A 20,277-nucleotide genomic window follows, 5' to 3' on the forward strand; every position below is an offset into this window, starting at 1 on the left:
CCTTGGTTGAATCAATAGCCGGGACCGTTGCGCTGCAGCAAAAAGCTGTTAGGCTGTCGCCGCATCACGTTGCGTTGCACAATTTCGTGATGATGTATCGGCTTGTGGGGACAAGCTGCAATTCCATATGGGGTGATACCCGGGGAGCAGATCTGTAAAGGCCAGAGGGGAACGCATCGATGTTTTACCAGCTCTATGAACTGAGCCATGCGGCCATGTCGCCCTGGCGCGCGGCTGCCGATGCGATGCGGCTGGCCTATACTAATCCCCTCAATCCGATCTCCCAGACGCCGGCCGGGCGGACATTGGCCGCAGGCCTTGAGGTCTTCGAACGCACCACGCGGCGCTACGGCAAGCCGGAGTTCGGCATTCACGAGACGACCATCGATTTCCAGAAGGTGCCGGTGCATGAGGACATCGTCTGGAAGAAGCCGTTCTGCAATCTCATCCATTTCCACCGGGCGCTGCCGCCCGAAGCCAAGCGCGGGCCGAAGGTCCTGATCGTCGCGCCGATGTCGGGCCATTATGCGACGCTGCTGCGCGGCACGGTCGAAACCCTGCTTCCGAGCGCCGATGTCTACATCACCGACTGGATCGATGCGCGCATGGTGCCGGTGAGCGAGGGCTTCTTCGATCTCGACGACTATATCGACTACATCATCGAGATGATCCACTGCCTGGGCAGCGACACCCATGTGCTGGCCGTCTGCCAGCCGTCGGTGCCGGTGCTCGCGGCCGTTTCCGTCATGGAGAAGCGCGGCGATCCGCTGTCACCGCGCTCGATGACGCTGATGGGCGGGCCGATCGACACGCGCATCAACCCGACCGCGGTCAATACGCTCGCCGAAACCAAGCCGCTCGAATGGTTCCGCGACAACGTCATCATGCGGGTCCCGTGGCCGCAGCCCGGCTTCATGCGCGAGGTCTATCCCGGCTTCCTGCAGCTGTCCGGCTTCATGTCGATGAACCTCGACAAGCACATGATCGCCCAGAAGGATTTCTTCCAGCATCTGGTCGAGGGCGACGGCGACTCGGCGGAAAAACACCGCGATTTCTACGACGAGTATCTGGCGGTCATGGACCTGACCGCCGAGTTCTACCTGCAGACCGTGAAGACGGTCTTCATCGATCACGCGCTGCCGAAAGGCAGTTTCATGCACCGCGACGAACTGGTCGAGCCGTCGGCCGTCAAGTCGGTCGCGCTGCTGACGGTGGAAGGGGAGAACGACGACATTTCCGGTCTCGGGCAGACCCGCGCGGCGCACGACCTGTGTGTCAATATCCCGGAGAACATGCGCCAGCACTACATGCAGCCCAAGGTCGGCCACTACGGCGTCTTCAACGGCTCGCGCTTCCGCGCCGAGATCGCGCCGCGCATCCTCGATTTCATGCGTACGCACGACACCGACAAGGCGGTCGCTAAGAAGGCCCCGGCCCGCCGCAGGAAACGCGTCCTGGCCGCCGTGGCCGGCAAGTAATTTCCTCGTTCCAAATGTTGGAACCTGCCCGCAAATATGCGCGCCGGATGCAACACCGAAGTTTGCCTTTCCGGTAAAAATTTTCCTGATTTATAGCGATATTTCAATATGTTGGAATTTATATCAATTTCAATTTCTTGAATCCCGTCCGATTGCCCCCACATCAAAACGGTAAGCGGCAATGTCTGCTGCTTCCTACCAAAAGGGCTTATCGATGACCAATACCACAATGCTGCGTCCTGCCTGGACCCCTCTGACCATCGCTCTGATGGTTCTTGGCTTTGTCGTATTCTGGCCTCTGGGCCTTGCAATGCTTGCCTACATCATCTGGGGTGACCGGCTCGACGGTTTCAAACGGGACGTCAACAAGGCGACGGACGACATGTTCGCCGGCTGCAAGCGTGCCCGCCGTCACAGCCACCGGAGCTATCATTCGCGTACCGGTAACGTCGCCTTCGACGAGTGGCGCGAGAAAGAGCTTACGCGTCTTGAAGAGGAGCGGCGCAAGCTTGACGAGGCACGGGAAGAGTTCGACACCTATCTGCGCGAATTGCGGCGGGCCAAGGACCAGGAAGAGTTTGATCGCTTCATGGCCAAACGAAAAAAAGACTGGCCGGCAGACAGCGATCCGGACTGACCTCCAAGTCCTAGCCTCATGTACCTGGCGCCCCGACGGGGCGCCCTTTTTGCGTTCTGCACAGAATCACCTAAACAGAAACGCATGTTCGGACTGAAGAAGCGTTCGGGAACATCCCGCAAACGGCCGCAGCGCAGCCGCGACATCGCGGTCGCCGGACGACGCCTGCCGCTGACGATCCGCGAACACGAGCGCGCCACGCGCCTGACGCTACGCATCGAACCGGGCGGCAGGGCACTGAAGCTGTCGGTACCGGTCGGCATCGAAGACCGGGAGATCGACCGCTTCCTGCACCGCCATCACGGCTGGCTGCAGAGCCGGCTCGCCAAACTGCCCAAGGCAAGCGGCGTCGAAGAGGGCAGCTCCATCCCGATCCGCGGCGTCGCCCACCGCATCGCCCGGACGGGAAAGTTCCGCGGCATCACGGAAACAGGCGAGATGGACGGCGAGCCCGTGCTGCGGGTCGGCGGCGCGCCGGAGCACCTCGGTCGCCGGATCGTCGATTTCCTTAAGAAACAGGCCCGGGCGGATCTGGAAACGGCCGTCGCCCGCCACACGGCGGCACTGGGGCAAAGCGCCGCCGGCATCAGCCTGAAGGACACGAAGAGCCGCTGGGGTTCATGCAGTTCCAGGGGCAACCTGTCCTTTTCCTGGCGCATCGTCATGGCGCCCGACTATGTCATCGACTACCTGGCCGCGCACGAGGTCGCGCACTTGAAGGAAATGAACCACGGACCGCGCTTCTGGGCGCTGTGCCGGCAGTTGTGCGCGCGCACCGACGAGGCCAAACGCTGGTTGAAGCGGCACGGATCGGCCCTGCACGCCATTGAATTCAAGCCCTAGGCGGGGAACGCAACGGCCCGGAGGCCCGCGAAAGCCGGGGTCCTGATTCAGCGCCGAACCTATCCAAAATCGGAACAAATCGACGCGCTACGCACTCGACTCGGACACAATTTCATGCGACGAGCACCGCATGAGCGTTTCTGTGAAAATCTGCGGGTTGAAAACGCAAGAAACATTGGAGGCAGCCATCGGTGGCGGGGCCTCCCATGTCGGCTTCATTTTTTTTGAAAAGAGCCCGCGCAACATCGCGCCGGAGGCTGCCGGACCGCTTGCCGAAAGGGCGCTGGGGCGCGCCGTCAGCGTCGCTGTCACGGTCAATGCCGATGACGACACGCTGGACGGGATCGTATCCGCCGTCCGGCCGGATATGCTGCAGCTGCACGGACGCGAAAGCCCGGAGCGGGTCGCGGCGGTCAAGGCACGCTACGGCCTGCCGGTCATGAAGGCCGTCGCCCTGAAAGAACAGGGGGACCTGCGCCTGATCGAGCCCTATCGCGGCGTTGCCGACAGGTTTCTGTTCGAGGCCGAACCGCCGGCGGGATCGGAACTTCCCGGCGGCAACGGCGTGCCGTTCGACTGGACGATCCTCGCGAATCTCGATCCCGGTATCGACTATATGCTGTCCGGTGGGCTTAGGGCCGAAAACGTCCGCGATGCGCTCCTCGAGACCGGGGCCAAAGCCATCGATCTGTCATCGGGCGTCGAAAGCGCGCCGGGACAGAAGGACACCAAACTGATTGCAGAATTTTTCGAAGCGGTACGGGCCGCCGAACAAGAGTCCGCCGCCTGAGGAGCATGCCGTGAACCAGCCAGTCAAACCCAATTCCTTCCGCGCCGGACCCGATGAAGAGGGACGCTTCGGCATTTTCGGCGGCCGGTTCGTTGCCGAAACGCTGATGCCGCTGATCCTCGACCTGCAGGACGCCTGGGAGAAGGCCAAGGACGATCCGGAATACCAGGCCGAACTGGAGAGCCTCAACACCCACTATACCGGCCGCCCGAGCCCGCTCTATTTCGCCGAGCGGCTGACCGAGGAACTGGGCGGTGCGAAGATCTACTTCAAGCGCGACGAGCTCAACCACACGGGCTCCCACAAGATCAACAATTGCCTCGGGCAGATCCTGCTGGCGCGGCGCATGGGCAAGACGCGCATCATCGCCGAAACGGGCGCCGGGCAGCACGGTGTCGCAGCGGCGACCGTCGCCGCGCGGTTCGGCCTGCCCTGCGTCGTCTATATGGGCGCGACAGATGTCGAGCGTCAGGCGCCGAACGTCTTCCGCATGAAACTGCTGGGCGCGGAGGTTATACCCGTCAGCGCCGGCAATGGAACGCTCAAGGACGCCATGAACGAGGCGCTGCGCGACTGGGTGACGAATGTCGAAAGCACCTATTACCTGATCGGCACGGCCGCGGGCCCGCATCCCTATCCGGAAATGGTCCGCGACTTCCAGTCGGTGATCGGCCAGGAAGCCAAGGAACAGCTGATGGAGCGCGAGGGACGGCTGCCCGACATGATCGTCGCGGCGGTCGGCGGCGGCTCCAACGCGATCGGGCTTTTCCATCCCTTCCTCGATGATGAATCGGTGCAGATCGTCGGCGTCGAAGCCGGCGGCAAGGGGCTCGACAGCAAGGAACACTGCGCCTCGCTGACCGCCGGCAGCCCCGGCGTGCTGCACGGCAACCGCACCTATCTGCTGCAGGACGGCGACGGACAGATCGAGGAAGGACACTCGATTTCCGCCGGTCTCGACTATCCGGGCATCGGGCCGGAGCACTCGTGGCTGAAGGACAGCGGCCGGGTCGAATATGTGCCGATCATGGACGGCGAGGCGCTGGAGGCGTTTCAGCGCCTGACGCGCGTTGAAGGGATCATTCCGGCGCTCGAGCCCTCGCACGCGCTGGCCGAGGTGATCAAGCGCGCGCCGCAAATGGGCAAGGACAAGATTATCGTCATGAATCTGTGCGGCCGGGGCGACAAGGACGTCTTTACCGCAGCCAAACATCTCGGAGTGGAGCTGTAACGATGACCGCCCGCATGGATGCACGTTTCGCGTCTCTGGCGCAGGAAGGGCGCCCCGCCCTGGTGACCTATTTCATGAGCGGCGATCCGGACTACGACACGTCGCTCGCCATCATGCGGGCGCTGCCGGAGGCCGGCGCCGACGTTATCGAACTCGGCATGCCGTTTTCCGATCCGATGGCCGACGGCCCATCGATCCAGGCGGCGGGACTGCGCGCGCTGAAAGGCGGACAGACGCTGGCCAAGACGATCCGCATGGCACGCGAATTCCGCGACGGCGATGAGGAAACGCCCATCGTGCTGATGGGTTACTACAACCCCATCTATATTTACGGCGTCGACCGGTTCCTCGACGATGCCCTTGCGGCGGGAATCGACGGGCTGATCATCGTCGACCTGCCGCCGGAGATGGACGACGAGCTGTGCATTCCGGCTCTCAAGAAGGGCATCAACTTCATCCGCCTTGCGACGCCGACGACCGACGACAAACGGCTTCCGACGGTCCTCAACAACACGTCCGGCTTCGTCTACTACGTGTCGATGACGGGAATTACCGGCGCGGCGCTGCCGGACACCGACAAGGTCGGCGCCGCGGTGGCGCGCATCAAGAGCCACACGGATCTGCCCGTGTGCGTCGGCTTCGGCGTCAAGACGAAGGAACACGCACAGGCCATCGGCGCGTCCGCCGACGGCGTCGTCGTGGGAACCGCGATCGTCAATGCGATCGCCGGATCGCTCGACGAAAACGGCGCGGCAACGGAGGCGACCCCCGAACGGGTGGCGGAGCTCGTCCGGTCGCTTTCCACCGGCGTGCGCTCGGCCCGTCTTGCCGCGGCGGAATAAAACACCCACATTGTAGGTTCGTGCTGTCTAAGACCTGGAGTATTGCGCCGTGAACTGGATTACCAGCTTTGTGCGTCCGAAGATCAATTCGATGCTTGGACGCCGGGACGTTCCGGAAAATCTTTGGATCAAGTGCCCCGAGACCGGGGAAATGGTCTTTCACACCGATTTGGAAGAGAACATGTGGGTCGTGCCCAATTCGGGCTATCACATGAAGATCTCCGCCGGGGCACGGCTGACCTACCTGTTCGATGACGGGAAGTTCGAGGAAATCGAACGGCCGAAGGCGGTTCAGGACCCGCTGAAGTTCCGCGACTCGAAGAAATACACCGACCGGCTGCGCGATGTGCGCGCGAAAACCGGGCTTGACGATTCCATCATCGCCGGCATCGGCATGATCAAGGGCGTGCGCGCCGTCGCGGTGGCGCACGATTTCTCGTTTATCGGCGGATCGCTCGGGGTCGCTGCGGGCGAAGCGATCATTCACGCATTCGAGGTCGCAACCGAGCAGAAATGCCCGCTCGTCATGTTCGCCGCGTCCGGCGGCGCACGCATGCAGGAAGGCATCCTGTCGCTGATGCAGCTGCCGCGAACGACGGTCGCCGTCGAGATGCTGAAGGAGGCGGGGCTGCCCTATATCGTGGTGCTGACCAACCCGACAACCGGCGGCGTCTCGGCCTCCTATGCCATGCTCGGCGACATTCACATCGCCGAACCCGGCGCGGAAATCTGTTTCGCCGGCAAGCGTGTCATCGAGCAGACGATCCACGAAAAACTGCCCGAAGGCTTCCAGACATCGGAATATTTGATGGAGCACGGCATGGTCGACATGGTGGTGACGCGCCACGAACTGCCCGATACGCTGGCGCGGCTCCTGAAGATCATGATGAAGGAGCCGGCAGCGCCGGCGCAGGCCGCCCCGCCGCCCGAAGAGGCCGCAGCGCCCGTCGAGACCGCGCCCGAGGGCGAAAGCGAAACCGCACCCGAACCGGCCCTCGAGGCGGCCGAGGCGGCTGCCGCCGATGGAACGGAAAACCGTGACGCAGACAACCGCGGCTGACGAAATCGATCACCTGATGGGCCTTCATCCGAAGGGTTACGACCTTTCGCTGGGCCGCATCGAACAACTGCTCGAAAAACTCGGCAATCCCCAGGACCGGCTGCCGCCGGTGATCCATATCGCCGGCACCAACGGCAAGGGTTCGGCCGGCAGTTTCTGCCGCGCCATCCTCGAGGCCGAGGGTCTGGCCGTTCACGTCCATACCTCGCCGCACCTCGTCCACTGGCACGAGCGGTTCCGGATCGGCGAGAAGGGCCGACCCGGCCAGCTCGTCGACGATGCCGTTCTCGCCGACGCGATCCGCCGGGTGGCGCGCGCCAACAATGGCGAGCAGATAACGGTGTTCGAGATCCTGACGGCGGTCACGTTCCTGCTTTTCAGCGAACATCCGGCCGATGCTGCCGTCATCGAGGTGGGGCTCGGCGGGCGTTTCGACGCGACCAATGTGATCAAAGAACCGGCAGCCAGCCTGATCATGCCGATCTCGCTCGATCATCAGGCCTTCCTGGGCGACCGGGTGGAACTGATTGCCGCCGAAAAGGCCGGCATCATCAAGCCGGGCGTGCCGGTGGTCGTCGGATTCCAGCAGGAGGATGCGGCCCGCGACACGATCGTGTCGACCGCCGACCGGCTCGGCTGCGCGATCAGCGTCTACGGCCAGGACTATCACGCCCATGAGGAGCACGGTCGCCTCGTCTATCAGGACGAGACCGGCTTGGCCGACCTTTCGCTGCCGCAACTTTCCGGCCGGCACCAGCTGGCCAACGCCGCCGCCGCGATCCGGGCCCTGAAGGCTGCGGGATTCTCCGTTTCCGACCGGGCGATCGAGGACGGGCTGCAGGCCGCGCGGTGGCTGGGGCGCATGCAGCGCATCACCGGCGGTCCGATCGTCGCGCAGGCCGCGGACGGCGCCGAGATCTGGATTGACGGCGGCCACAATCCGGCCGCCGGTCATGCCATCGCGGAGATGATCGCGGAACTGGAGGAAAAGCAGTCGCGGCCGCTGTTCCTGATCAGCGGCATGATCAACACCAAGGATCCTGTCGGCTATTTCGCCGCCTTTTCCGGCATGGCGCGCCATGTTTACACGGTGCCGGTCACCAGTTCCGATGCCGGTGTCGATCCGGTCGTACTGGCGGAGGACGCGGCGAGTGGCGGCCTGTCGGCGCAGCCGGCGGCCGATGTGCGCCAGGCGCTGGAACTGATGCGCGAGGATTTCGGGGACATGGAAGCCCCGCCACGGATCCTGATCGGCGGATCGCTCTATCTCGTCGGCGAGGTGTTCGCCGACAACGGCATCGTTCCGACCTAGGGTGTGCTCTCAAACGGCAAAACCGCACCGCCAGTCCGGCGATGCGGTTTGAATTCGCTTGTAACCTGCGCGATCAGACGGAGCCGCTGATCCAACTCGACAGGGCCGATTTCGGCGACGCGCCGACCTTGATATCGGCCACCTCGCCGCCCTTGAACATGGCAAGCGTCGGAATGGAGCGTACGCCGTATTGCGCCGCGATGTCCGGGTTTTCGTCGATATTGACCTTGGCGACCTTCACCTTGCCTTCCATCTCCGACGAGATTTCCTCGAGGCTGGGGGCAATCATCTTACAGGGTCCGCACCATTCAGCCCAGAAATCGACCACGACCGGTTCCGAGGAATCGAGTACCTCCGATTTGAAGTTTGATGTGTCGACCTTGACGGTGGCCATCGTTGTAGCTCCTTTGTATTCGGTTTGTCCGCGGCCTGGCGCAAACATTTTAGTTATTGCTAATATCTTGTAGGCGACTGCCGATTTCAAGGACCGGCATGTCACTTTGTTGTCAATCAACGCAAACTTCTTTCCAAAAGACACTCAATTCCGCGATTTTGCTTCCAAACCCGCGAGGGCCTCGCCGAGCCTCTCGGCCGGCAGTGGCACCAATAGCGGCGCTTCCGTGTAGAGCAACGCGGCCTCGACGGTCCGGTTCGGGTAAAGCGGCCGCATCAGCGCACAGTAAAGCGCCATCTGAAGCAGGTGATTGTGCGGCACGTCCTCCGGCCGCAGCGCCGGCGGGCGGTTGGTCTTGTAATCAACGATCAGGACACGATCGCCGGTCACGGCAACACGGTCGAGGCGGGCGGAGACCGCGCGGTCCGAACCGCCGATCCGCAGCGTTCCCATGAGCGATACCTCGGCCTGGCTGCCGGGCGCGAAGCAGGGCGCGAAGCGCTCGTCCGCCAAAATACCGAGAACCGTCTCTCGGATTCGCGACCGTTCCTCCTGAGGCCACTCCCCGGCCGCCCGCTGCAGATAGCGCTCCGCCGCCGCCGCGCGGGTCTCGGGCGCGGTATCCGGCAAAAGCTGAAGAAGCCGGTGGACGATGCGGCCCCGCTCCAGCGGCCGGGCGTCGGCTCCCGTCCGGTCAAAGAGCGGCGAGCCGCCCAGGGACGAGGGCGCGTCCGGGTCGATCACGGCGCCGGCGGCCGACGGGGACAGCGGCCGCGGCAGGCGCTCGGCCGCCGGCAGCGGCAGCTTCAGCCGGTCGGGAACGGACGCCGCGGCTTCGGGCACGGGATCCGGTTTCGCGGCGGCGGGTTCCCGCCCGCCTTTGGAAACCGAGAAATGCACGCCCTCCCATTCCTGTCCGGCCGCCGAATAGGTCACCGGCCGGCAGGCCGCATGGCCTTCAAGCGCTTCGGCAACCATCCTGTGCCAGTGCCGGTAATTGGGTATGCGAAGGCCGTGATAGCCGCAGACGACCAGATGATCGGCGGCACGCGTCATGCCGACATACAAAAGCCGCCGATACTCGTCTTCCGTTGCCTGAAGGACCCTGTCCTTCAGGGCATCCGTCGCGGCGCTCGAGACCGACTTTCCGGGCACCCACAGAACAGCCGGCGGCAGCGGGCCGACGGATTGCTCGAGGGGCAGCTCGCGGAGCTTCGGAACATGGGTGTTTTCCGCCGGCCTGCCGCCGGAATCGACCAGAAAGACGACCGGCGCTTCGAGGCCCTTGGAAGCGTGCACGGTCATGATACGGACCTCGTCGCGGCCCTGCTCGAGTTCGCGCTTGATTTCCGGCGAGTTGGCTTCAAGGGTCGCGAGAAAGGCCTGGAGGCCCGGCAACGCAGCAGTTTCCTGCTCCAGGGCGAAATTGAGAAACTCGTCGAGCACGTCGCTGGCCTCGGTTCCAAGACGGGCAAGGAACCTGGCACGACCGCCGTCGCGGCCGAGGACGCGGGCGTAGAAGTCGAAGACCGGCACACGGTCGGCCAGCGCCATGAGACCGGTCAGATAGCCGTGCGCCGCGTCCCAGCGGCCGCCATCGGTCTCGGCAAGGGCCGCAAGCCGTGCAAAAACGCTCTCGCCTTCCGCCCGCAACGCGGCAAGCCGATAGATGTCGTCCTCGGAAAAATCGAAAAGCGGGCTTTTCAGAAGCGCGCACAGGGACAGGTCGTCCCCCGGCAGCAGCACCGTGCGGCCCAGCGCCATCAGGTCCTCGACGGCAATGTGCTCGACAAGCCGCAACCGGTCGGCCCCGGCGACGGGTATGTGACGGCGCTTCAGCTCCCGCATGAGGGCGGGCACGAACCCGTCGCGCTTGCGCACGAGAACCAGGATATCGCCGGCTGTCAGCGCGCGCTGACTGCCCTTTTCGACCCGTGTGCGGCCGGAATCGAGCCAGTCGCGGATGGTGCCGGCGACGCGGCGTGCCAGGATCGCGGGCGGAGACGACTCGGGCGTCGCATCGAAGGGCGCCTTCCAGTCATCATGGTCGTCCGCCGCCGCCTTTCCGATCAAAGACCAGATATCGACGGCGCCGGGCTCGCGGGCGCGGTAGGCGGCATGCGCGACACCCTCGTCCGCAGCCGACAGGCCCCGGCGGTTGCCATCGTCGCCAAAGACCGTGTCGACGGCCAGCAGCACATCGGCGGTCGACCGGAAGGAAAGATAAAGGTTGAGCGGGTCGAACCGCCTTTCCGCGGCGAAGGCCCGCTTTTCGATCACCCGCCCGGTCTCGCGGAACAGTTCCGGCCGGGCGCCCTGGAAGGAGTAGATTGACTGTTTTTCGTCGCCGACGGCGAACAGGGTTCGGATGCCTTCACGGGACGATAAGCCGGCAAAGAACTCCTCCGCCAGCTTGGTTATGACGGCCCACTGATCGGGGCTGGTATCCTGCGCCTCGTCGACAAGGATGTGATCGATGCCCCGGTCGAGCTTGTAATGCACCCACGGGCCCGCCCCGTCGCGCTGCAGCAGGCCGGCGGTGCGGGTGACGAGATCCTCGAAATCGAGCAGGCCGCTGCGGCGCTTGAGCGCCTCGTAGTCGCGATCGAGGCGCCGCGCGAGTTCCAGCGCCGCGCAGGTTCCGCGGACCATGCGCAGCGTCTTGAGACGGTCGACGAGGGCGCCCAGATGCGCAGCGGCGGCGTGCAGTTTCTCCTCTATCTCCGGAACCGCGTTCGCGACGGCGGTTGAAACGACATTCTTCAGTTTCCTGGGGATGTTCTCCTTCGTCAGAAACACGTCGGCCATGTTGAAAAACCGGCGTTCCGCGTCCGGTTCGGCGACCGCATGTTCGAGCTTGCCGGAAAACGATCGCGGCACCTTCGCCGACTGGCCCAGCGCCGCCGTGCGATAGGCGTCGAGATCGCCGGGCGACAGCGAGGGCAGGGGCCAGGCCCGCGACCAGATATCGGGCTCCGTCTCCCCGGGAGCGAGCTGCAGCGCCCGGCGCAGGACCGTATCCACGCCGCCGGCACGCTGCGCCGCCGCAAGGAACTGCCGCACAGGCTGACGCCTGTGGACGAATTCACCCAGCAGATCCTCAAGCCCGCGATCGCCGCCAAGCTCAAGGACGGTGTTGAAGGCGGCGGTCAGCGCCGCGTCTTCACCGCTTTTGACCGCTGATGAGAGCGTCCTGCGGGCCTCGGACAGAAGCCGCGCCGACGCCGCCTCGTCCATCACCTCGAAATGGCCGGCGACGTTGGCCTCAAGCGGAAACTGGTGCAGCACGGCCTCGCAGAAGGCGTGGATCGTCTGGATCTTCAGCCCGCCCGGCGTTTCCAGCGCGCGGGCGAACAGCCTGCGGGCGAAGGCGAGACGTTCCGCGTCCGGCCGCCGGCCCTCGAGCTCGAACAGCCGTTGTCCGAGTTCCGCATCGCTAAGGACGGTCCATTCGGCGAGCCGCTCGAAGACCCGGTTGGACATCTCAGACGCCGCGGCTCGCGTATAGGTCAGGCACAGGATGGCGGACGGGCGGCAGCCCGAAAGCAGCAGGCGGATGACGCGCTGCGACAGGACATGGGTCTTGCCGGATCCGGCATTGGCCGAGACCCAGGCCGAGCGCACCGGATCGGAGGCGAGTGCCTGCTGGCGCGTCGTCCAGTCAAGATCGCGTTCGACAAATTCACCGGGAGGGGGCGGTGCGGGATTTGCCATCAGCCCTCGCCCGCGCCCGGTTCTTCGGCATCCGCCGACGACCATTCGCGAACCCGCGCGAGATGATCGAAATCATGGCCGTAACTGGTGGCGCTTTCCGGGATGGCCTGCGAGACAAAACCGATCCTGCCGGTCGAGAGGGCCGTAACGAGATCGCTCAGCCGCTCGACGGATTCCTCCGCCAGGTCTTGTGGTGACTTCTCCTGTTCGCTGCCCTGCGTTCCGCCCTCGATGCGCTCGACCTTGAGGATCGGACCGGGCTTGAGACGCACATAGGCGAGGCTCGCCGCCTGGCGCTGCCCGACGTCCTGGAAGGCACCGGCCCTCAGCGCCGCGGCCTCAAGCGGAAGCTGCGGGTCGAGCAGTGTCCAGGCCTGCTTGCGGCTCGGCGAGGATCCGGTCTTGTAGTCGAAGATTTCGGCAAATCCGTCGCTGAGGATATCGATGCGGTCGGCAATCCCGGACAGGGTAATGCCACACGCCTCGAGCGGCATTGCGGCACGGCATTCGGTGAAACGCGCGGTGACACCCGTCTCGCGGCCGCGCTCCCAGTCGACATAGGCTTCGGCGATCCTGTCGAAATGCGCGCGCCACAGAAGATCGACGTGATCGGGAAGCTGTTGCCGGCTGAATTCCCTTTCCGCAATAGCTTTCAGCCGGCTAAGGGCATCCGCCCCGGCCGGACGGTCTGCTTCGGAGACGAAGCACTCAAAGATCCTGTGGTAGAGCGTGCCTCTTTCCGCGGGGCCCGGTTCGCTGATCAGCTCGTCGGGCGGGTCGAGATCGAGGATCCTTTTGGCGTAGACGGTGTAGGGGTCGCGCCGCAGGGTGCGGATCTCGCTGAAGGAATAGCGTTTCGGCTGCCGGTCCGCCGGCGGTTTCGGCGCCGGCCGGCTGGCAAGCGGCGCGTCGTCACGCCGGTCGAGTGCGTCGGACCATTGCAGGTATTGCGCGCCGCGGGCGCGCAGACGGTCCGTCTCGTCGCCGCCCAAAACCGCCGAAAGGCGCTGAAGCCAGCGCGAGGCGATCGTCGGCGCATTGGCCGAGCGGGTCGAACGGCTGAGGATCACGTGCGGCGCGCCGAGGCCCATCTGGAAGTCATGCGCGGCAAGGCCGATCCGCCGCTCGGGCGGCTCCAGGCCGACCGCCGCCTTCATGCCGCGAGACAGGAACGGATCGCCGCCCGGATTGCCGGGCCAGGTGCCCTCGTTGAGCCCGGCCAGGATCAGCGTATCGACATGCTGCAGCCGTGCCTCCAGCGCGCCCCAGATGAAGATGTGCGGATGGCCGCCGGCGCGGGGCTTGACCAGTTCACCGGCCAGCAATGCCGGAACGGTCTCCATCCACTCGGACGCCGTGCAGGAGAAACCCGACCGGTCTTCCATGACGGCGGCCAGAAGATCGGCAAGGCGTTCCCCCGCCTCATCGCCCCAAAGGGCGCCGAGATTACCGTGCACATCCCGCGCGACGGCCTCCAACAGGTGCCCGGTCAGTCCGGCCCAGTCGCCGACAGCCGCCTGCGTTGTGCGCACGATCGGCGAAAGGGCATCCTCGAGCCGCGCGGCGAAATCGCGGGCGCGTTCGAAATCGGCCTCCGACAGCCGCCGGAACCAGTGCGGCGCATGCCTGGCATTCTCCCGCCGCTCACGCAGCCGGGCGTCGAAAAGTTCCGTCAGAGCGTCCATGGCGACGTCGCCGGAACCGCCGCGCAGTGCGATCCGCTCGAAAATCCGCGCCGCGTTGCGGACCGCGCCGGCCTCACCGCCCAGCAGCGCCAGCGGATGTTTCATCAGGCCGACCAGCGCAACGGTCTTTTCCGGCCCGAAGGCACACTGCAGGAGGAGTTGCAGCAGCGTGCCCTGCCGGCTCTGCGTAAGAAAGGCGCCGCCGGAATCGTCGGCATCGATGCCAAAGCGCCTGAGCTCGGCGGTCACGCGCCGGGCCAGCGTGCGGTCGGGCGTGACGAGGGCGACCTGTCTCGGTGCCGGTTCGGCTGCGTCATTCGCGCCGTCCGGCGACCCGTCCGCCGCAAGGCGCATGGCAACGGCGATCGCCAGGGCCTCCTCGCGCTCGGTCGGCGCCTCGATCAGTTCCACCCTTTCAAATGCCCGGTCGATCGCGGCAGTGGCATCCGTTTGCGCGGCCCATCGATCCGTCGCCTGCGCGGGCATCATGGCGTTCGAGACCAGCGCGTTGCGAAGGGCAACGGTCCCGGACGGCGCGCCGAGTTCGGCGATGTCCTCGCGCGTCGCGCCGAGGCCGTGCAGCAACATGAAGAGACCGTATTGCGGATGGGCGCAGATCGCCGGATCGAAAGGCGCATCGCCGGGCGGACCGCCAAGCATTGCCCAGGCTTGTGCGTCGAGTTGCAGATCGAGTCCGGGAAGGACGATAGCGCCGCTGTCGAGCCCGGCGACCGTCTTCATCAGCGCCGCCGTCGCCGGGATCGATCCGGTCGAGCCGGCGATGATGACGGGACCGGGGGGAGGGTCCTGGCCGAGCCGCCCGGCCTCCGCCAGGAGCACCGCGTTGCGATGCGCGGCCGGATCGGCACAACCCAGCTCCCGCAGCCGCTCGGGCCAGAAACGGGTGGCTATCTTGAGGAATTCCAGCGTCAGCTGCCACCACACGGCGTAGTCGGCTCCGACCAGGTCGTCGAGCGCCTCCCATGGCCGGCCTTCCGTCTCCATGGCTTCCAGCAGCCCGGCCAGATCGCGCGCCAGCCACACGGCATCCGCCGGATTCGCCGGTGCGATCAGCCGGTTTTCACGGTGAAAATCGGAAACCGCCTTCGGCAGGTTGCGCTTCCACGCCATGATGAGCTGGGCGAGCTCCAGCAGCCTTTCGGTGGTGCCGACCGGCGGCGCAAGGTCAAGCAGCGCCGGTTGGTTCTCATCCAGAAAGCCGCCGTCCTCGTCGTTTTCGCCGAGCGTGCGGATGGTCGGAAGTATGGCCGCGCCGCGGCCGATGACGTCGACAAATTCGGAGCGAAGGGCGCGCGCCGCACGCCGTGTCGGCACATAGACCGTCGCCCCGGACAGGCTGAGCGGATCGTCCGGCCGGTAGCCGAAACCCCCGATCAGCACGCCATCACAAAGGGACCGCGCCAGGCAGCGCAGGAAAGGCTCGCCGGGCGCTATGGTGAACAGCCGCCCGGCGCTCATGGCGACAGGGCCGGCTGCGCCTGCGCCGGGAACGCCTTCATTGCGCGTTCCGCCTCACCGATTGCCTCCGGCGTGCCGATGGTCAGCCACAGGCCTTCCCCGACCAGGCCGTGGAGCCGCCCGGCCGATATCGCGCGGTCATAGCACCAGTTGAGGGAAAAGGGTTCCTCGGGCGCATCGGCGAAGATCGAAGGGCTGGCAATGGCGGCGCCCATGTTCACGTAAGGATTTGGCGACGTTCCGTCATAGCGCGCTATCCGTCCCGCCCCGTCCAGGAGAAAATCGCCGCGCCCGCCATAGCCCACCACCCGGTCCATGGGCGCCGCCGTCAATAGCATGTCCATGCGGCCGGGAGACCAGGCCGCAGCAAGTTTCTTGAGGTGCAATTCAGCGCCCGGCTGTTCCAGCCAGAAGGTGTCGGCGTTCAAAATGTAGAACGGATCGGGTCCGAGAACGGGCAGCGCCTTGACCACAGCGCCCCCGGATTCAAGCAGCCGGTCGCGCTCGTCCGAAATCTCGACGGCATCGCCGGCGCGAGAAGACAGATGCGCGACAAGCTGATCGGCGAGATGGTGGGCATTGACGACGATCCGGCGGACACCGGCCGCATGAAGGCTGTCGAGGACGTAATCGATCATCGGCCGGCCGGCGACCGTGACAAGCGGCTTGGGAACCGTTTCGGTGATCGGGCGCATCCTCATGCCGAGACCGGCGGCGAGGATCATGGCTGTTTCGGGCATGTCGATCGTCCATTTCGCGGCAGCCTCGCGGCTCCGCACTCATGATTCGCTCGGTGCAATTCCAGCCTCTGTGTAGCAGTCATGCAAGGGATGGAGAACCGGATGTTCGAGCGTGCGCCGCAAATAGGTCTCGATACGGGGCAAATGGCGCATATATCCGGGTTTTCCGTCCCGTTGTCTCAGCCGCACGAAAAGGCCGAGGATCTTGGTCGCGCGCTGGCACTCCATGATCGCCAGCGCCTCGCGGAAGAGGGCCGGGTCGAAATCCGGATCCTCGCTGCGCGCCCGCTCGTAGCGCGCGACAAGGCGGTCGTGCAGCGCCGGCTCGACCGTCACGCGGGCGTCCTGGACCAGCGAGGCGACGTCATAGGCGGCGGGGCCGATCATGGCGTCCTGAAAATCGATGAGGCCGACCCTTTCGATCCCCCGGCGGCCCACCTGCCAGAGAATGTTCGGCGAATGGAAATCGCGCAAGACGAGGCTTGAAGGCACCTCGGCCACCGTGTCGATCAGCCCGTTCCAGCCCGCATGAAACCGTGCTTTCAGCTCCTCGGACGGCTCGGCGCCGAGCTTGTGCGGAAGATACCAGCTCAAATAAAGCTCGACCTCGATCAGCATCGCCTCGCGGTCGAACGGCGGAATGTTGTGGGCGATCCCTCCCGGCGTCGTGATGCGCTGCGGGATTGCCGTGCGGTGCAGGGCGACAAGGACATCGATCGCGGCTTCCCATCGCGCAACGACGGGCCGGCCATTCTTGTCGAGAATGCCTTCCTGGCCGAGATCTTCGAGCAACAGGAAGCCGGCGTCGAGGTCCTGTGCCAGTATTTCCGGCGCCCTGAAACCGTTGCTTCGCAGCAGAAAATCGATCGCGACAAACGGGCGGACATTTTCCGCCGAATGGGCGATCTGGGCGTAACGCTTGCCGTCGCGCAACACCGGCCCGATCAGCCGCTCCGGCCAATCCATCAGGATAAAGTGCCCGCCGCCGGGCGTCGTCACCGTCTCGTAGGTCCGTGTCGAGGCGTCGCCCTGAAGAAATTGCCGGTTGCCGTCGCCATGGCCGGCGGCTTCCAGGAAAGCACGCACGTCCAGCGACCGGCCGATGCGCTCCAGTGCCGGATCCGGCCCGTCGATGCGGATCCGCCGGGCATTGCCTGCCACTTCCGCGATTTCGACACGGACCGCATCGGGCGGCAAGGCACCGGCTGCGTTTTCCGGCCACTCGACCAGGACGGCACCGGCCTCGAGCGCCTCGTCGAGGCCGAGTTCAACGAGCTCATCCGCGTCGGCAATGCGGTAAAGATCGAAATGGGCGATGGAGACGCGCAGATCGTAACTCTGGACGAGCGTAAATGTCGGGCTCGGAACCTCCAGCTCCGGATCGCCCGCAACGCAGCGGATCAGCGCCCGGGCCAGCGTCGATTTGCCGGCGCCGAGATCGCCCCGCAGCGCAAGACAATCGCCCGGTCTGATGGCCAGCGCGAGATCCTGACCGAGCCTCTCTGTGGCCCGTTCGTCGCTCAGTGTGATTTCAATCGGCAAACCAGCCAATCGGCTAAACTTCCTGCTACTCCGCGGCCTGCGAAGGCAGCTGCGGGCTTTCCGGCAGTCGGCACACGACCCGGGTTCCGCTGCCCTCGTCGCTGCTGACGGTCACCGTACCGTTATGCAGGCTTACGAAGCTGTCAACTATGGACAGGCCAAGGCCCGCGCCGCTTCTGCGTCCGGTGCCGTTATGGGCCTCGAAGCGGTTGAAGACGGTTTTCAGGACATCGCCCGGAATGCCGGGGCCGTCGTCGCTGACCGCCAGGACGATCTCGTCGCCGTCGCGCTCGCACGACAGGCGGATCACGCTGCCCTCCGGTGCGTAGTTGGCCGCATTGCTGAGAAGCTTGAACAGGATCTGTTTGAGGCGCTGGGCATCGGCGGTGATCGCCTCGGCGCCCTTGCCGATCCCGACCTCAAGGGAGATATCGTTTTCCTTCAGCCGCGCATCGATGAGATCGATCACCTCGTCGGCCAGTTCACGCATGTCGAGGCGACGCATGTCGAGCTGCATGATGCCGGCATCGACCGTTGCCAGGTCCAGGATATCGTTGACGATTGTCAGAAGCAGGGCCGAGGACGTGGAAATGTGATCCACATATTCGGCCTGCTGCGGGTTCAGCTCGCCGATCTGCGGCGTTTTCAAGAGGTCGGTAAAGCCGATGATGTTGGTCAATGGCGAGCGCAACTCGTAGGAGACGTGCTGGACGAAATCGTTCTTCAGCACATCGGCCTTGCGCAGCGCCTCGTTCTTTTCTTTCAGGGCCTTTTCGACCCTGGCGCCGTCGGTCACGTTCACGAAGGTCAGCATGACCTGCGCGTTGGGCAGCGGCACGATCGCATAGTCGAGAACAATGCCGCTGTTCAGTTCCAGCCGGCCCTCGTGGGTGCGGCGCTCCTCGTCGAACCCGGTAATGACGGACGAAAAATGCTCCCAGCCGTCGGGGCGGTCATAGGACGGCGTGCAGATTTCCTTGATCTCGTTGATGTGGGCGCCGGTGGCGGCGGCCTTTTCCGGCACCGCCCAAAGCGCCCGGAACGCCGGATTCGAAAGGCGCAGCCGGCCATCGGCCCCGAACACGCAGACGCCCTCGGCGAGATGGTCGATGGTTTCGCCCTGGACCTTCACCAGCGTGTTGTAGCGGGTCTCCAGGTCGTATTTCTCGGTCAGGTTCTCGAACACCCAGGTGACGCCGCCGCGCGGATGCACATTGGCAAAGACGTTGAGCGTCTGGCCGTCCGGCAGATGCCACAGATCGGGCTGCGGATCGACCGACTGATAGACCGCCAGCGTCGATTCCTTCCAGTCGCGCCAGGAGCCGGGTTCCGGCAGGCGGCCTTCAGCCCGCAGTTTCTCGAGAAACTCGCCATTGGTGGGTTTCGATTCGAGATAGGGCGTATCGAGGTCCCACAGGCTCTGGAAGGCCTGGTTGTAGAACTGCAGCCGTTGTGCGCCGTCGAAGATGGCCACCGGAGTCGCCAGATGATCGAGCGTCTCGGAATGGCTGGCGATGGTGCGCTTCAACTCCTCGCGCACCGTCTCGATCTCGGTCACGTCCTGCGCCAGGCCCGCGGATCCCGCCGCGCTGGCGGCGTCGGTGATCTCGAAGAAGGTCCGGTTGCCGCGCACCACTGTCGAGACGCGATCGATGAAGGGCCGGTCGGTCAGCCGCTCGGACTTGATGCGCGCCCTTGCCTGGGTGCCGAGCAGTTCGAGACCGCGTTCAACCGCATCGGCGCCGCTGACGGCCTCGACGGCATTGCCGTAGGCCTGGTTGGCCCAGTTCAGTCGCCCGTCGATGTCGCGCAGCCAGACGGGCATGTCGATCGTGTCGAGCAGGCCCTGCAGCGTCTCGATCGCGCCGACGAGCCGGTCCCGCTCGATTTTCAGGCCGGCCAGCTCGGCCCGGGTGTTGGAGAGCGGTGCGACGCGCACGAAGGCGCGCCCGCCGGAGGTGCGGCCCTGCGCTTCCAGCAAATGGCCGCGCTGGGTTTCGACTTCGATATCGAAACTGTTTGCATGGGCCCTGAGCGAATCGATCGCGTGGTCGATGCGTGCCGCGCTGACCGGTTCGAGCCAGCGGCCGAAGGCCAGCAGATCCGCATTCGCGGGCGGCGCACCCGTATGCAGCGGCAGACTGCCGAGAAACTGGGCCGGCGACTGGCCGTCCCAGATGACGTAGCAGCGGTCCTTTTCCACGACCAGCGTCTGAAAGCGGGCCAGTTCCGTGTTGGCTTCGCTGAGCGCGGTCTGCAGCCGCGCATTGTCCATCGCGATCTTGCCGCGCTCGCGGATCACCCAGATCGCCGATATCATCGCCGCCGACACGGCGCCGATGACCAGCGCGAAATTCATCACTTCGAAGGAATTCACGAATACGCGGCTGCCGTGCCCGGCAAATCCCGACGGATCGGCCGCAGTCTGGGCAAGCGCGGGCCAGCTCAGACAGGTGGTCGTCAACAGTCCGAGACCGGAAAGGCGCGTTCCGATCCGCCGAATCAAAGTTGTCATGCCTTCCCCGTACGT

Annotated in this window: 14 protein-coding genes; 8 read left to right on the forward strand and 6 right to left on the reverse strand. The window is 65.0% G+C overall.

Going from position 1 to position 20,277, the window contains the following annotated elements; all coding sequences use genetic code 11:
* Positions 1 to 179 precede the first annotated feature (179 nt).
* From phaZ to E4M07_RS08800, 8 genes are all read left to right on the forward strand, one after another.
* On the forward strand, positions 180 to 1,478 hold the full coding sequence (gene phaZ, locus E4M07_RS08765) for a polyhydroxyalkanoate depolymerase (protein ID WP_136657927.1): 1,299 nt from the start codon (positions 180 to 182) through the stop codon (positions 1,476 to 1,478).
* A 214-nt stretch (positions 1,479 to 1,692) separates the two neighbouring features.
* Entirely contained in the window at positions 1,693 to 2,115 is a 423-nt protein-coding gene (locus tag E4M07_RS08770) for a DUF2852 domain-containing protein (protein ID WP_136657928.1), read from the forward strand.
* Positions 2,116 to 2,199: 84 nt separating this feature from the next.
* Positions 2,200 to 2,958 carry a M48 family metallopeptidase gene (locus E4M07_RS08775; protein ID WP_136657929.1) on the forward strand — a complete coding sequence of 253 codons (759 nt, stop codon included), beginning with the start codon at positions 2,200 to 2,202 and terminating at the stop codon, positions 2,956 to 2,958.
* 130 nt (positions 2,959 to 3,088) lie between these two features.
* On the forward strand, positions 3,089 to 3,748 hold the full coding sequence (locus tag E4M07_RS08780; RefSeq protein WP_136657930.1) for a phosphoribosylanthranilate isomerase: 660 nt from the start codon (positions 3,089 to 3,091) through the stop codon (positions 3,746 to 3,748).
* 10 nt (positions 3,749 to 3,758) lie between these two features.
* The gene (gene trpB / locus E4M07_RS08785) at positions 3,759 to 4,979 is read left to right on the forward strand and encodes a tryptophan synthase subunit beta (RefSeq protein ID WP_136657931.1); all 1,221 of its coding nucleotides are present in this window, start codon (positions 3,759 to 3,761) and stop codon (positions 4,977 to 4,979) included.
* A gap of 2 nt (positions 4,980 to 4,981) precedes the next feature.
* Positions 4,982 to 5,821, forward strand: coding sequence for a tryptophan synthase subunit alpha (gene trpA, locus E4M07_RS08790; RefSeq protein WP_136657932.1), 840 nt, complete (start codon positions 4,982 to 4,984; stop codon positions 5,819 to 5,821).
* A 49-nt stretch (positions 5,822 to 5,870) separates the two neighbouring features.
* Positions 5,871 to 6,881 carry an acetyl-CoA carboxylase, carboxyltransferase subunit beta gene (gene accD / locus E4M07_RS08795; protein WP_136657933.1) on the forward strand — a complete coding sequence of 337 codons (1,011 nt, stop codon included), beginning with the start codon at positions 5,871 to 5,873 and terminating at the stop codon, positions 6,879 to 6,881.
* Positions 6,844 to 8,193, forward strand: a complete 1,350-nt coding sequence (locus E4M07_RS08800) for a folylpolyglutamate synthase/dihydrofolate synthase family protein (protein ID WP_136657934.1) — start codon at positions 6,844 to 6,846, stop codon at positions 8,191 to 8,193. The genes accD and E4M07_RS08800 overlap by 38 nt, the downstream gene beginning before the upstream one ends.
* A 73-nt stretch (positions 8,194 to 8,266) precedes the next feature.
* Here E4M07_RS08800 and trxA read toward each other — a convergent pair whose 3' ends face one another.
* The 6 genes from trxA to E4M07_RS08830 all read right to left on the reverse strand — a co-directional run bounded on the left by trxA (position 8,267) and on the right by E4M07_RS08830 (position 20,262).
* Positions 8,267 to 8,587 (reverse strand): thioredoxin, encoded by a 321-nt coding sequence (gene trxA, locus E4M07_RS08805; RefSeq protein ID WP_136657935.1) that lies wholly within the window; start codon positions 8,585 to 8,587, stop codon positions 8,267 to 8,269.
* A gap of 144 nt (positions 8,588 to 8,731) precedes the next feature.
* Positions 8,732 to 12,301, reverse strand: coding sequence for a double-strand break repair helicase AddA (gene addA, locus E4M07_RS08810; protein ID WP_136657936.1), 3,570 nt, complete (start codon positions 12,299 to 12,301; stop codon positions 8,732 to 8,734).
* Positions 12,301 to 15,465 (reverse strand): double-strand break repair protein AddB, encoded by a 3,165-nt coding sequence (gene addB / locus E4M07_RS08815; RefSeq protein ID WP_136657937.1) that lies wholly within the window; start codon positions 15,463 to 15,465, stop codon positions 12,301 to 12,303. The genes addA and addB overlap by 1 nt, the downstream gene beginning before the upstream one ends.
* Positions 15,462 to 16,211, reverse strand: a complete 750-nt coding sequence (locus E4M07_RS08820) for a nucleotidyltransferase family protein (RefSeq protein WP_206057229.1) — start codon at positions 16,209 to 16,211, stop codon at positions 15,462 to 15,464. The genes addB and E4M07_RS08820 overlap by 4 nt, the downstream gene beginning before the upstream one ends.
* 33 nt (positions 16,212 to 16,244) lie before the next feature.
* Positions 16,245 to 17,756 (reverse strand): tRNA (adenosine(37)-N6)-threonylcarbamoyltransferase complex ATPase subunit type 1 TsaE, encoded by a 1,512-nt coding sequence (gene tsaE / locus E4M07_RS08825; RefSeq protein ID WP_246660394.1) that lies wholly within the window; start codon positions 17,754 to 17,756, stop codon positions 16,245 to 16,247.
* Between the two features lie 16 nt (positions 17,757 to 17,772).
* The gene (locus E4M07_RS08830; protein WP_136657939.1) at positions 17,773 to 20,262 is read right to left on the reverse strand and encodes a PAS domain-containing sensor histidine kinase; all 2,490 of its coding nucleotides are present in this window, start codon (positions 20,260 to 20,262) and stop codon (positions 17,773 to 17,775) included.
* Between the last annotated feature and the right edge of the window lie 15 nt (positions 20,263 to 20,277).

Source organism: Nitratireductor sp. XY-223 (assembly GCF_004959855.1).
Classification (GTDB): Bacteria; Pseudomonadota; Alphaproteobacteria; order Rhizobiales; family Rhizobiaceae; genus Hoeflea_A.